This is a genomic window from Flavobacterium tistrianum (genome assembly GCF_003254545.1).
In the GTDB taxonomy this organism is placed as follows: Bacteria; Bacteroidota; Bacteroidia; order Flavobacteriales; family Flavobacteriaceae; genus Flavobacterium; species Flavobacterium tistrianum.
Map to the genome: position 1 here is coordinate 278,340 of NZ_QJRH01000072.1, position 13,539 is coordinate 291,878.

The following is a 13,539-nucleotide window of genomic DNA, read 5'->3' on the forward strand; positions in this document are numbered from 1 at the left end:
CAGACAATTAAGGAACCTTTGATCCTTTGTGCCTTTGCCACTTTGTACCTAATACTAGGATCTATAGTCGAAAAATCGAATTGGTTTTCTACTCATTGGATTAAAAACCAACGGATTCAAAACTTCTTTTGAAGCAAATTCTATTTTTGGTGTTACTCTTAATTTAGCTCTAAAATGATCTTTTATTTCTTGTAAAAATTCTGGAGTTTGATTTTTTACCGCAATTTTAATCAAGATTTCATCTGTTCCTAAATCGTTAGTAGAGATTTCGATAAGGTGATTTTCGATATTATCAAAACTGCTCAAAACATCGTTCATTGCTGGCGGATAAAGTGTTGTGCCTTTATATTTAATCATTTGTTTTTTACGCCCGACAACTGGACCAACACGTAAAGTATTTCTGCCGCAAGCACAAGGCTCGTCGTGAAACTGAACCATATCTCCAGTTTTGAAACGGAGTAAAGGCATCGCTTCAATTCCTAAAGTTGTAAAAGTGAGTTCGCCAGTTTCACCATTTTTTACAGGTTGATTATTTTCGTCTAAAACTTCAACAATGATTAATTCTGGATGATGATGCCCGCCTTTTCCATGTTCACATTCGGTAAAAGCGGTGCTCATTTCGGTAGAAGCATAAGTCGAAAACAACTTAATATTCCATTTATCGGTGATTTTTTTGGATAGAATATTCATGGAGAAATCCTGTTCTCTCAAAGATTCCCCAATACAAATAGCACCTTTTATACTCGAATTATTATAATCGATTCCGTGCATTTCGGCGTATTCAATTAATTTCAAAAGAAAAGAAGGAACCGTAATTAAATAAGACGGATTGTATTTTAAAATCGAATCCCATTGCATTTCTGGAATTCCGGCTCCAACACGAATTACTCCCACTTTCAGTTTTCGAAGTCCGAGAAAATAGGCAAGACCAGCCATAAATTTTCTATCAATTGTCGTCATCAATTGAACAACATCGCCTTCTGCAATTCCTGCACAGGCAAACGAAATGGCTTCGTTGTAGGCTAAACGATCCAAGTCAGAATCGGTTAGACCAAAAGTAACAGGGTCGCCTAAAGTTCCTGATGTTGAGGCATAATCTATAATTTTATGCTGTGGAACACACAAAAAATCATCGTTGTATTGCTGTAAATCTTCTTTGGTTGTAAGAGGTAAATGCTGTAAATCTTCCAGTGTTTTTACCTTTGAAATATCAATATTCTGTCCTGCAAAAAGTCTTTTATAAAAAGGAGAATTCTCACTGATGTAAGCTAAAAGTTCGGCTAATTTTTTTTCTTGAAAAATTTTAATCTCTTCTAAAGAATCTTTTTCTATTGCTGGAATCATTGTAATTTTCTTTTGACTTTTTTTAAATATTTTTCAATCTCTTCTTTTTGCGGAACTGTAGTGATTTCGTGGCTTAAAGCTTTTTCAAAATTAAGCTTCGCCTGAAGAAATTCCTTTTTTTGGTAAAAGTACAATCCTGTCTTATAATACACAACCCAATAATCAGGGTTTAATGCTTGATAATGCTCAATAAATTCTGTTGAAACTGTTTCTTTCTTTTTTATAATAGAATCTATTTTATGATCTTCAATCTTAAATTTTTTAAAATTCTGAAAAGCAGTTGTTTCTAAAAACGGATCTTTGGCAATATTTAAATTTTCTTTCTGAAATGATTTTGCAGCATTTCTATTTTCACCAAAAATCACATTTAAATCATAACAAACAAACTCGCCCAATTGGTACGGATTTGCCGAAACCCAAACCAATTTTTCTTTTGGTTTAAAGATAATTCCGTGATGTGCCAGCAGTTGGTTTAAGGCTTTTTCATTTCCATATCCTAAAGAAATATCTTTTAAACCTTCTTTATTTCGAAGAATTTCCGAAGCAATTTCAGGATTTACTTTTGGATTTTCAGATAGCAATTCCTGCATTCTTTCAAATCGATATTCAGAATGGCTGTTGGCAATTTGTTCCATATTTCGTTTATCTTCTTTGAAAGCTTCTCCTTGAAAATGATTGGAACAAATTAGCTGATTGCTGTTTGGAACATCATAAACATCCATTTTATTTGGCGAAACTTCGATCAGAATTGCTTTATTATCATTGGCACTTCCAACCATAATCGATTCAGAAACAAACACTTTTCTTTTTTTTGCAATAGCAATGGCATCATCCAAATTTTTGGCGTGCTGTAAAATTTCTCGGGTTAGAATCGAAATCGGAGTTTTGGCGCTAAGCGGAATTTTAGATTTAGATGCATTTATCGTTACAGTCAATCCTTTATAATTCATTCCAGAAACCGCTCCGATCATTCCTGGCCAAGTTACCATCATAAAAGGATATCCTTCTTTTGGTTTTATAAAGGCGGCTATTTTATTTTCCGCGAAAGCGTCATTGACATAAAAATCAAAATTTCGAGCCAGAATTAAATTTCCATCTTCCGATTTTTCATTCCAAGCAGCAAAAGAAGAACAGCCAACCAAAGCTAGATCCTGCAGCGCGTGACCAATATCGTGCGCGGCATGTAAATATAAATTACGCTGATATTGCGGTGCGATATTATCAAATTCGTTGGAAGAAAATTGAGAAACGCCATAAATCTCCGTTTGGTATTCGTCAGGAACATTTAAATACAGTTTCCGATTGTACCATTTCAGAAATTGACGAAGTAGTTTTTGCTGAAATTTTGAAGGAATGAAATCGGTAATTTTTGAGAAAAAAATACGTTGCTGTTTGTGTAAAAGTGAATCGGTCAAAGCTCCGGTTGAAAGTCCGATTTCGAGCGGATCGCCTTCTACATATAATTCCCAAAGGCCTTGTTTATTTTTTAAAAGCGAATTTTTTCCAGAAAGAAAAACGCTGTCTGATAATTTCTCAACAACAGGTTTTGTATTGTTGTAAGCAGTAAGATCTGGTCTGTGTTTTTTTGATTTTGAAGTACCGCAAGAAGTCAGCAAACTAAAAAAACCGAGGAAGAAGATATATAAGATTCGGTTTTTCATAATATTTTATTCGGATGCTTTTTTAATTTTTTCCAGCAGATATTCTTTTCCTACAATTTCAGAGCAGGTTATGACCGCTCCAACTGTAACTCCCAAGACACCATGCATGTTTATACTTTGGCCTGTAAGATAAAGATTTTCTATCTTAGTTTTAGTCGGAATCATAGTTTTCATCGGATTATTTGAATCTTTAACATATCCGTACATGTTTCCGCCGTCTCCGCCAATATAATCTCGGTACGATAGTGGAGTAGAAGTATACACTGATTTGATGCAATCTTTTATTCCAGGAAATTTTTTTTCGATTTCTTCTAAAAATTTTTTCGATTTTTTAGTTTTGAATTCGTCATAACTTTCACCTCGATCATTTTCTTCAAAAGTGGTATTAAAAGTATTTTCCCAATCTTTTACATCATCATATTTCATGTAGGTCAAAAACGTCATTCCGTCTGCCCATTCTTCATCTTTTTTTGACGGATTCATAGAAGCCATAAAAGTTTTAGGCCATGAATTTTCGTCGTATTCATAAGCAGTCCAAACATCAGTGGCACTTTTAAAATGATAATAATTGTGATTGATGTATTTGAACTTTTTAGGTTTAAAAACGATATACAAACTGAATGCAGAAAGGACATTTTCTAGATTCTGAATTCTATTGAAAAATGGTTTTCTAAAATTTTCCTGACCTGCCATTTTCAAAGTCGTTTTAGGTTCGATGTTCGAAATAAAATACGTTCCAGAAACTTCTGTTCCGTCTTTCATTTTTACCGAATTTACCTTTTGATTTTCAACTTCAATTTTTGTGACTTCTTTATGTTTGAAAAACTCGCCACCGTATTTTTTAAGTTGTTTCAGTAATTGCTTCGTAATTTGACTTCCGCCATTTACGCATCGCCACGAACTTTCAATGTATGAATTGACCACAAGTGCATGAACGTAAAAAGGCGATTTATCTGGAATTCCAGCATATAGAAAATTGGATCCCGCCAAAATGGCTTTCAGTTTTTCATTTCCTGTAAAAGAATCAATGGTTTCTTTTGCGTTAAGCGTTAAGATTTCATCATCGTATTTTCCCTGAGATTCCAGATTATAAAGCGGAAAAGTTTTGCAAACCGCTTTTATTTTTTGACAATAATTTTCAAGATTTTCTTTTTCTTCAGGAAAATATTGAGTTAGTTTTTCAATGAAATTTTCGAAACCTTGCGCATGCGGATATTCGATTTTATCGTCATCAAAAGAAATTAGATCAAAACCATTTTCGTCCATTTTCTTTAGATTCAAATGATCCATTATTCCAATATATTTGAAATATTGATAAAGATTTTGGCCTTCGCCTAAACCTCCGATATAATGAATTCCAGTATCAAAAATGGTTTTGTCTCTTACGAAAGTCTGAAGATTTCCTCCGTATTGATTGTTTTTTTCGAGTACACAAACGCTGTAGCCTTCTTTTGCCAGAATAACAGCAGAAACCAATCCGCCTAAACCGCTGCCAATTATAACTACATCGTACTGTTTTTTCATCCTTTTTTCTTTAAAACTAGTAAAGCATTTTCTTCAGAAACAATTTCAAAATCTTCAAATTGATTTCTTAAACGGGAACAATTCACTAAAATTATAGAAGCAACATTCGAAATTACTTTTTCGATTTCATCGTGATAACTTTCGTCAGAAATTAAAAGTATATCGTAATGATTTTCAACTGCTGATTCTAATTTGTCGAGGTAAAATATTTTTCTCTTTGCAACTATATAATTTGTTTTGGCAACCAGCAATTTTTCTTCATCATTTATAAAAGAAAATATTTTTCGCTGCGGTTCTTGCAAAGCCAATAAAACATCCAATTGCCCGTAATCATTACCTAAATGCAGGATTTTTGCTTTCGGCTGAATGTGTTGGTTTAAGATGTAATAGGTTTCGAGATTTTGTTTTAAATCTTTTTTTACACTATTTCCAACTTCGATTTCTTTATAATCGTAGCTGTTAATAAGCATTGTTTTGAAATAATCTGGATCTTCAAGCTCGTGTCTTATTTTGCGATATTCTGCTTTAAAGAATGAACTAATTTGTTTGGTTCTTTCGGTATAATTAGTTCCAAACGAAAGATCGTCAGGAGCAATTCTTTCTAAAATGGTAACGGTCAATTTTCCGTGATGAATAACAAAATCACCTTTCGGAATCAGTTCTGAAGCGCCATGAATGACCACGGGAATAATGTCAATTTTAAATTCTTCGGCAAGGAAAAATGCACCTTTATGGAATCTTTTTACAACATTACTTTCTGATCGAGTTCCTTCTGGAAAAACCATCAGAGAATATCCTTCGTTTACTTTTTTACGTAAATGTTCCACTCCGCCTTCTAAACCTTCTGAGACAGGATAAAATCCCGCTTTTCTCACAACACCGCCAAAAATAGGAGAGTTGTAAACCCAATCGCTTACCAAGAAAATGATTTTTGGGCTCAGCATTCCGATTGAAAGAATATCTAGAAACGAAGAATGATTGGCAATAATTACGGCTGGTTTATCAAAAGTTTCATTGAAATTATTAACGACTTTTTTGCGAATAAACGGATTTGAATATAAGACCGATTTCATGAATTTTGAAACCACATATCGGAAAGCTTTCATTTTTGATTTTTTGCTGAAAGGCAAAATCGGCATGATCGTAAAACTGAAAATCGACATTACAATTCCGCCCAAACCATAATAAGCAAACGAAATTACGCCATGAAGAAATGTTCGCAATTGAAATGGCGGATTTCCTTTTTTCGGACGATTTGATAAAAACAGTTTGAATAAAATCGGATAGAAAATAAAAGTAATGATCAGTGCTGCAAAAACCCCGATTAATGAAACCAGTGAAATGGAAGTAAGAGCAGGATGTTTGGCAAAAATCATCGCTCCAATTCCTAAGATTGTCGTGATAACCGCCAGAATAATTGAGGTTCTATAAATGGCAATTTCGTTAACGCCATTAGTGTACTCTTTTTGAAGCGCACTGGTCATGAAAATACTAAAATCGACTCCGTGACCAAAAATTAAAGTGCAGACAATCATACTGAAAATGTTCATCTGAATGCCAAAAATGCCCATAATTCCTGCGGTCACAATTCCAGTCAACGCAATTGGAATACAGCTGATAATTACCAATTCGATTCTTCGGAAAAAGAAAAATAGAATTAAAATTACGGCTACAAAAGAATAATTGACCAACGAATTAAAATCGGTTTTTAAAGTGCTGAAAAACGTTTCGTTCATTTGCTGACGGTCAATTGCAATTATGTTTTCTTTTGCTGAAGCCGATTTTACAAAAGCATCTCGCTGTTCCGGCGATACTTTTACTAAAGTTGAAATGGTATAAAAACCATTTTTTTCGGTGATGAATTCTTGTAATTGAAGTGCTTGAATTTTTAAAAATTCATCTGCAGAAACAGGTTTGAAATCAAAATCTAAATGATCAAAAAACAGATTGTATGTTGTGGGTTTAAAACCAAGTTTTGAACCTTCAGCAATTAATTCTGATTTTATTAATTGTTTTTTTTGTGAAGTCCAAAACGAATTCCATTTTTCAACTTTTTTGATTTGTTCTTTTTGCGAAAGCACAATTCCGCCAACAGAACTGAAATTCAAAATTTTGTTCTGTTGTTTTGCTGCAAATAAATCTCCAAAAAGTTTACTGTTATGCTGTAAAGCTTCTTCCATCGTTTTTCCGTAAGAAGCCACATAAATCGTTTTGGAAGTTAAACTGGTGCTTTCTTCCAACTGTTTTTCGGCAGCTTTAATTTCTTTCGGAATAAAATTCAGCTGTGATAAATCGTTATTAAAACCAACATCATTATAAGTAAAACAGCAGATAATCGTAATGATAACGCAAAGTCCGATTAAGATTTTATTGTTGTGAAAAGAAAAATGAGCCATTTTATCGATCACATTTTTCTTGTGTTCTGCCGGATTTTCTTTTGGTTTATATAAATGAGGAACAATCAAAAGCGAGAAAATAGCAGAAGCCATAACGATAACAGCCGCAAAAATTCCGAGATCATTTAATGCATCTGACTTTACAAAAAGCAGACATAAAAAAGCAACGGCAGTTGTAGAACTGCTCATAATAACAGGCATTGTAATGTCTTTGTACAAGGTTTTTACATCGCTGTTATGCTTGTAGTGCGTGAGAATGTGAATAGAATAATCAATCGTAATTCCCAATAAAATAGAACCAATTCCAAGAGAGATTGCCGAAATCTGTTCTCTCACAAAATATAAAAATGCTACGGCAAATAATCCGCCAAAAACTGTTGGAAGAAAAATAATTAGCGGGATTAAAACTTTGCGGTAGAATAAAATTAAAATCAGCATTAAAGTAAACATCGCGATTGATGTTGTCAAAATAATATCTCCTTTAATCTGACTAGCATTGGCAACAGCAATTAACGCAGAACCAAAATAACTGATAGAAGTTTTTCCTTTAAATTGTGTATTTAAGTTTTCTTGAATCGATTTAAGCTTTTCAGCAAAAATGGTATTCTTTTCGGTTTCGCTTGACGGAATATTTGACGTGATAAAAAGTAGCAATTTCTTTTTATCTTTTGTCATTACAAAACCATTTTCAAGAGTAAAATCGTCACCGATATTTAATTGTTGTAATTTTTTTAAAGCGATAAAAGAAATCCCAAACGGATCTTGCTGAATAAAATCTTTGGTTATAAATCCAGAAGGAGAAATGATCGATTTGTAATTTCCTTGAACAGTTGCTGCAATACTGTCTTTTTGCAGTTTTTGCTCTATGTTTTTATAATCAGTATCATTCAGAAAAAGAGGAAGATTATCGTAAACAAAATCAATAGTTTCCTGAATGTTTTCTTCGTCAATTTTTCCTTGAATTCCTGTTATGTAAGGTTTGCAGGATTTAGAAACGCTGTCTGAAAATATGGTTGCCATTTCTTTCAAATCCTCGGCAGAACCATTTTTATCTAAGCTGAAAATTACGGTGGTTTTATCGGCAAAGTTTAATTGTTTTAAAACTTTGGCGGTAACATCGGTTTTGTCGTTTGTCGGGATAAGTTTGGTGATATCTTCTTCAAACTTTAATCTTGAAGCGAAAAATCCAAAAACCAAAAGCATCAGAACGGCCAATAGAACCGAAAGAGATTTTCTTCGGTTTACAAATAAATGAATGGCGTAGAAGTATTGATGCATGGTTATTTTATTTTTTTTTCGCCACGAATTCACGAATTAGTTTAATATTAAATTCGTGAATTCGTGGCGAATAAACATTTTAATTCGGTTTGTTTTTAGAACTAAAAGCCGTTAAAAGCAAATAACTTATAAAGCCAACTGATAGTGCTGAAACGGTTGCTAAAATAAGACTTCCTACGATATATTGCGTAGCATTTTTTTGAATATCGTCGAGGGTAATTGAACTGTCTAAAACCAGTGGCGTATCGCTGGTTACAAAAACACTCCCAACTTGAAGCGAAGCATAAATAATAAACGGAATAAAAGGCGGAAAACTTACGTTTGAAGTAAGGTAGGCAATGACTTTGTTGAGTCTGAACAAGGCAGCAAACGTAAAAAGCAATACAGTTTGAAATCCCCAAAAAGGAGAAAGTCCGATAAAAATACCAAGAGCAATTGCAGCCGATTTTTTAAAATTAGAATCGTTGCTTTCTAAAATATCTTCTAGAAAGAACTTTTTAAATCCTTTTTTTTTTGCTCGGCGAAAGAAGTCCCGAGGTTTTATATACAGCAAAGCATTAGTTACCAAAACTGTATTTAAAATACTGATTCGGGTAAAATCTCGAAACGGACGAAAATGTGAAACTCGTTCTGCAGGATCATACAAAACTTGGATCGGAATATTTTTTACAACAATTCCTTTCCATGCTGCACGTACAATCACTTCGATTTCAAACTCAAATTTATTGGTGTAAAAACGTTTTGGAAGCAATCGAAGAGGATACAATCTAAAACCAGATTGTGTATCGTCTAGTTTGATTCCGGTTTCAAACTTGAACCAAAAATTAGAAAACTTATTTCCGAAACTGCTTTTCTTCGGAACATTTTCCTGTGTCATATTTCGGCTCCCAATCAAAAGAGCATTTGGTTCATCTTGAATTGCTTCTAAGAAAACAGGAATATCTGCTGCAAAATGCTGTCCGTCAGAATCGATTGTAATGGCGTATTCGAAATCCAGTTCAAGCGCTTTTCTAAATCCGTTTCTCAGTGCACGACCTTTTCCTAGATTTTTAGGATGATGAATTTGAGTCAGTTGCGAATATGATTTTAGAATTTCGCTCGTAGAATCAGTCGAACCGTCATTGACAATAATAATATTTGTGGTGAAATCTAAAATAGAATCCAGTACTTTTTTCAGCGTTTTTTGATTATTGTACGTAGGCACAATAACGCAAAAGTTAGTCGAACTAAGTAATTCCTGCTGTGATTTCATGCGGTATTTTTTGAGCTTACTTCACAAATTGCTTCTCTTTTTCAGAGAAACTTTTAGATTGTAAAACAAAATCTTTAAGATAATCTTTCAAAACAGCACCTTGCGAAGCATAATATGTTGTGATGAATTTTTTATCTTCTTTAATGTTTTTCTTGTAGCCTGTAATACCAGGAACATCTTCTTGAACACTCAGTCTGATCATTCGCATTTCAATATTGCTTGGATCGCTTTTTATTGTTGCCTCCAATAGTGTTGCACCTTCTTTAAAACGGTCCATTTTTTTGCTTATTTTCTTTTCAAATTTAGAATCTACTAAAATCGAAGCCGCTTTATAAGCTACTAAAATTTTATCATCATTATTTGAAACACCTGAAAGTTTGGCTACAAACTCTTTGGCATTGTTTTCTGATTTTGCTACATCAGAATACATTTTGCGGATAGAAGCCAAATCTGGCGTTCCAACAAAACTTACCCATAAAAGTAATGTCAATAATAGTTTCATAATTATATTTTTTTGTACACGTTACTCAATTTAAGAGCAGTAGTGTCGTTAAAGTAAGTCGTGTTTTTCACTTTTACCAAACCGTCTTCAGTAGTTGTAATGTCAAGTTCCAATCGCAATTCTGGAGTAACTTCCGGATTAATTAGTGCCATGAATTTAACATTTGCCAAAGACTGAATCATCAATGAACTTTTGGTAATTGATTCTGTCAGTTCCTTGATAATCTGAATCATGCAAACACCAGGCATAATAGGATTTCCAGGGAAATGTCCTTTAAAAACCTCATGTTTTTCGTTGACTAAAATTGTAACAATATATTTTGAATCAGATACTTTTTCTTCTGATAGTATTTTATAAAAATCTTGTAAAATCATATTTTTTATTTTCCAAATGTATAGGCAGCACCTAATTGAAACACTAAGTTGTTGCTGTCACTACTTTCATCATAATAATTAGTAAAAGCATTTATAAATCCTTTTTTTACTCTCGCTTCAAATGCAATTCCATTTTTCAAGCTATATCCTAGACCTGCAATAATTCCGAAGTCGATATCTTCACCTTTATTAAAATTGTATTCTTTTTCTTTAGGCTCTACTTTTATGTTATCAGCAATTAAAATATCAGCAAAAGGTCCTACTAGTGCATATAAATTTTCAGTAAAATTAAATTTATTTATAGTAATTGCCGAAATATATTGTAATGAAGCATCAACTGTTCCGCTAACAGAAGTTGTTGTATAGGTGTTTGTTTCTTGATTATAAGTAGTGGTTGTCCCCATATCTGCTGTACCTTTTCCTCCTTGTCTTGAATATGTTAATTCAGGTTGAAGCGTATAAACTCTTCCAAGTTTTAAAGCTCCAAAACCACCTATGTAAAAATCTGTTTTGTTGCCAAGATCGGTATTTGTTAGTTTAGAAATGTTAATTCCAGCATGAATACCAGGTTTAAATGTTACTTGAGCTTGTGTCGTTAAAAATGCAAAAAAAGTTAATGCGATTATAGCTAAATTTTGTTTAGTCATGTTTTATTTTCGTTATTTAAAAGAGTAGCTGATTCCCAACTGAAAATTAATATTTGTATTATAATCTCCAAATAAATAATAATTATTGGAGTCATTTTGATAATAATCACTGCTTAAAACATCAAGCAGACCTTTTTTGAATCGCGCTTCAAATGTCAAACCAGAAGGCAGGGCATAGGCAACTCCTAAAACCAGACCAAGATCATTTTGCGCTTTTCTAACAGCAAGATTATCATTCAATAAAATATCTAATGTAGGCCCTGCTTGAAATTGAATTCCTTGCGGCAACGTAAACTTATTTATCATAGAAAGAGATAAATAGTTTATGTCAAGATCTAAATGTTCTACTTTATTGGTTTGTGTATTTTCATCAAAATAATTTCGCGCTACATTATTAGAACCTTGTCTGCTGTAATTAATCTCTGGCTGAAGGGCGTAAACTTTGGTTATCTTAATTTCTGTAAAACCACCAGCATAAAAATCAGTTTTATAATCGGCATGCATTTCAGAAATAGTAGAAAAACTAAATCCGGCTCTTAATCCAGGCTTTACGGTTACTTGGGCTTGTATATTTAAAACCGAGAAAAAAACAACAATAAAGAAGAATATTCTTTTATTCATTTTTATTTTGTTTTAAACGTATAACTAATACCTATCTGGAAAACTTGGTTCAAAATTACATCATCATAGTAATAATCATTATTATTATGATATCCATTATAGCCATAAATATCAACTAATCCCTGTTTAATTCTCGCTTCAAAAGTCAGTCCATTTGGCAAGGTGTAACCTAAACCACCAACAAAGGCAAGGTCAAAATCCTCTGGGTTAGAATTAATGTAATTATCACTAACTTTTAAATCTAATGATGGTCCTCCCAATAGATGAAAACCACCACCACCAAAGTTAAATTTAGCAACTGCTCCAAGCGTTATATAATTTAGCTCATACTTTTCAGAATAATAACGACCATTTTCAAAGTATCTTCCTTCATCACCTTGTCTAGAATAATTTATCTCTGGCTGAACCGAGAAAAATTTATTGAATTTTATATTTACCAATCCACCAATATAGAAATCAGTTTTAGAACTATTGTCATCAATATTGGTTAATGTTGATACATTCAAACCACCTCTTAGTCCTGGACTAACTCTTACTTGTGCTTCTGCTTGGATTCCGATTAATAATACAAATGCAATTAAAACAAATTTTCTCATTTTGGGTTTGGTTTAAGTTTAGGATTAGTTTAATTTTTTATTCTGATTTAAAATAATTCAGTTCAATTTTCAGTTTAATATTCTGATGAATTATCTGAATCTTTTCGGCAAAAATATTGTTTTCTGAATTGAAAAGCAGTGTAAATTTTTCTTTTGTTTTAGAAGCATGAACGATCTTTTCTAATTTCTGATCTTTTTTGGAGATGAAAATATAATTGTCACGCTTGCCATCTGCCGATTTATATATGTCTGCCGATTCATTTTCAAATTGTGCTTGAATCAAATATTCTTTCTTTAAAAGCAATCGAAAATCTTCTTTTAAAGTATTAATCAATATTTTTCGATCTAATTCTGAAACAATAGAATTGACTTTAAAATCGGTATCTGAGATTTCAAAATCCATTAATTTGTTTCCGAATTCGGTTGTAAAAACAATTCGGTGCGTAGTGTCGTTTATTTTCTTGGCAATGAAAATTCCAGACAACTCATTTCCATAAACACTGATATTGGTTTTATAAACATAATCGGTTTTTGAGTCTGAGAAATAAGGAACCGTATAAGACGTTTTGTCTGATTTTTTGGGCGTATAGTTTTTTGTAACCGAACCGCAAGAAACGAGTACAAGAACTAAAACGAAATTAATTAGTAAAAACTGAATCGTCGATTTTTGCATTGATCACTTTATTTTTAAGTACAATTCGAGTATAATCTTCAGATGATTCTAATAATTTTACCTGAACAACAGTTGCTTCTTCTTTGTCAAAAGTCAGTTCAATTTGTTTGATGTATTTTTTCAGCGTCGCATCTTTCGGAACAAATTTTGCGAGATTCTGACCTTTCAATTTAAAATACGAAATCGTAAACTCTTTATCATCAAACATATTTCCGCTTACACTTCCGACAATCAATTTATTAATTCGGGCAAAGATTTTACTATTTCCAATATCAACGGCGCTTTTCTTTCCTTCATCGTTAATCAGGATTTTTCCGTTTTTGAAAGTGATGCTGTAGTTATATGGTTTTTTATATTGCCATTGAAGCAAAGCAGGTTCTTTGAAAACCATTTTTCCTGAAGTTTCAATGTCTTTCGATAAAAAATCTAAATGTTTGTATTGAACAAAATCGGTACTTAAAGTTTTGATTTTTTTAGCAACAACATTTACATCTTGTTTGAAAGAATTAATTTCGGCATCGGTCATTTTTTGTTCCTGCGCGAACAAATTGACAGATATAAATAGAATTAGCAGTGCTATTTTAGTTTTCATATTCGAATTTTGCTTTAATTTTTTTTTGCCACAGATTAAAAAGATTTACACAGATTATTTCTTTTATAAAAATCCGTTT

The 13,539-nt window shown here is 32.6% G+C and carries 12 protein-coding genes; all 12 read right to left on the bottom strand.

The window, feature by feature from the left end:
* Window positions 1–54 precede the first annotated feature (54 nt).
* The 12 genes from DMB71_RS18010 to DMB71_RS18065 all read right to left on the bottom strand — a co-directional run bounded on the left by DMB71_RS18010 (window position 55) and on the right by DMB71_RS18065 (window position 13,460).
* Complete coding sequence (locus tag DMB71_RS18010) at window positions 55–1,344, bottom strand: phenylacetate--CoA ligase family protein (protein WP_111368411.1); 1,290 nt, start codon at window positions 1,342–1,344, stop codon at window positions 55–57.
* Window positions 1,341–3,005, bottom strand: coding sequence for a C45 family autoproteolytic acyltransferase/hydolase (locus tag DMB71_RS18015; protein WP_111368412.1), 1,665 nt, complete (start codon window positions 3,003–3,005; stop codon window positions 1,341–1,343). Before DMB71_RS18015 ends, DMB71_RS18010 begins: the two co-directional genes overlap by 4 nt.
* A 6-nt stretch (window positions 3,006–3,011) precedes the next feature.
* On the bottom strand, window positions 3,012–4,529 hold the full coding sequence (locus DMB71_RS18020; RefSeq protein ID WP_111368414.1) for a phytoene desaturase family protein: 1,518 nt from the start codon (window positions 4,527–4,529) through the stop codon (window positions 3,012–3,014).
* Window positions 4,526–8,203 carry a 1-acyl-sn-glycerol-3-phosphate acyltransferase gene (locus DMB71_RS18025; protein ID WP_111368416.1) on the bottom strand — a complete coding sequence of 1,226 codons (3,678 nt, stop codon included), beginning with the start codon at window positions 8,201–8,203 and terminating at the stop codon, window positions 4,526–4,528. Before DMB71_RS18025 ends, DMB71_RS18020 begins: the two co-directional genes overlap by 4 nt.
* 79 nt (window positions 8,204–8,282) lie before the next feature.
* A complete protein-coding gene (locus tag DMB71_RS18030) occupies window positions 8,283–9,455 on the bottom strand; it encodes a DUF2062 domain-containing protein (protein ID WP_111368417.1) in 1,173 nt (390 codons plus the stop codon).
* 16 nt (window positions 9,456–9,471) lie between these two features.
* On the bottom strand, window positions 9,472–9,957 hold the full coding sequence (locus DMB71_RS18035) for a hypothetical protein (protein ID WP_111368419.1): 486 nt from the start codon (window positions 9,955–9,957) through the stop codon (window positions 9,472–9,474).
* Window positions 9,958–9,959: 2 nt separating this feature from the next.
* Window positions 9,960–10,331, bottom strand: coding sequence for a hotdog family protein (locus DMB71_RS18040; RefSeq protein ID WP_111368421.1), 372 nt, complete (start codon window positions 10,329–10,331; stop codon window positions 9,960–9,962).
* A gap of 5 nt (window positions 10,332–10,336) precedes the next feature.
* Window positions 10,337–10,978, bottom strand: a complete 642-nt coding sequence (locus tag DMB71_RS18045; protein ID WP_111368422.1) for a porin family protein — start codon at window positions 10,976–10,978, stop codon at window positions 10,337–10,339.
* A gap of 12 nt (window positions 10,979–10,990) precedes the next feature.
* Window positions 10,991–11,599: an outer membrane beta-barrel protein gene (locus tag DMB71_RS18050; protein ID WP_111368424.1), complete on the bottom strand. Its 609-nt coding sequence runs from the start codon at window positions 11,597–11,599 to the stop codon at window positions 10,991–10,993.
* Between the two features lie 2 nt (window positions 11,600–11,601).
* A complete protein-coding gene (locus DMB71_RS18055) occupies window positions 11,602–12,195 on the bottom strand; it encodes a porin family protein (protein WP_111368425.1) in 594 nt (197 codons plus the stop codon).
* 37 nt (window positions 12,196–12,232) lie between these two features.
* Window positions 12,233–12,868 carry a hypothetical protein gene (locus DMB71_RS18060; RefSeq protein WP_111368427.1) on the bottom strand — a complete coding sequence of 212 codons (636 nt, stop codon included), beginning with the start codon at window positions 12,866–12,868 and terminating at the stop codon, window positions 12,233–12,235.
* Window positions 12,834–13,460 (bottom strand): outer membrane lipoprotein carrier protein LolA, encoded by a 627-nt coding sequence (locus DMB71_RS18065; RefSeq protein WP_111368429.1) that lies wholly within the window; start codon window positions 13,458–13,460, stop codon window positions 12,834–12,836. The genes DMB71_RS18060 and DMB71_RS18065 overlap by 35 nt, the downstream gene beginning before the upstream one ends.
* Between the last annotated feature and the right edge of the window lie 79 nt (window positions 13,461–13,539).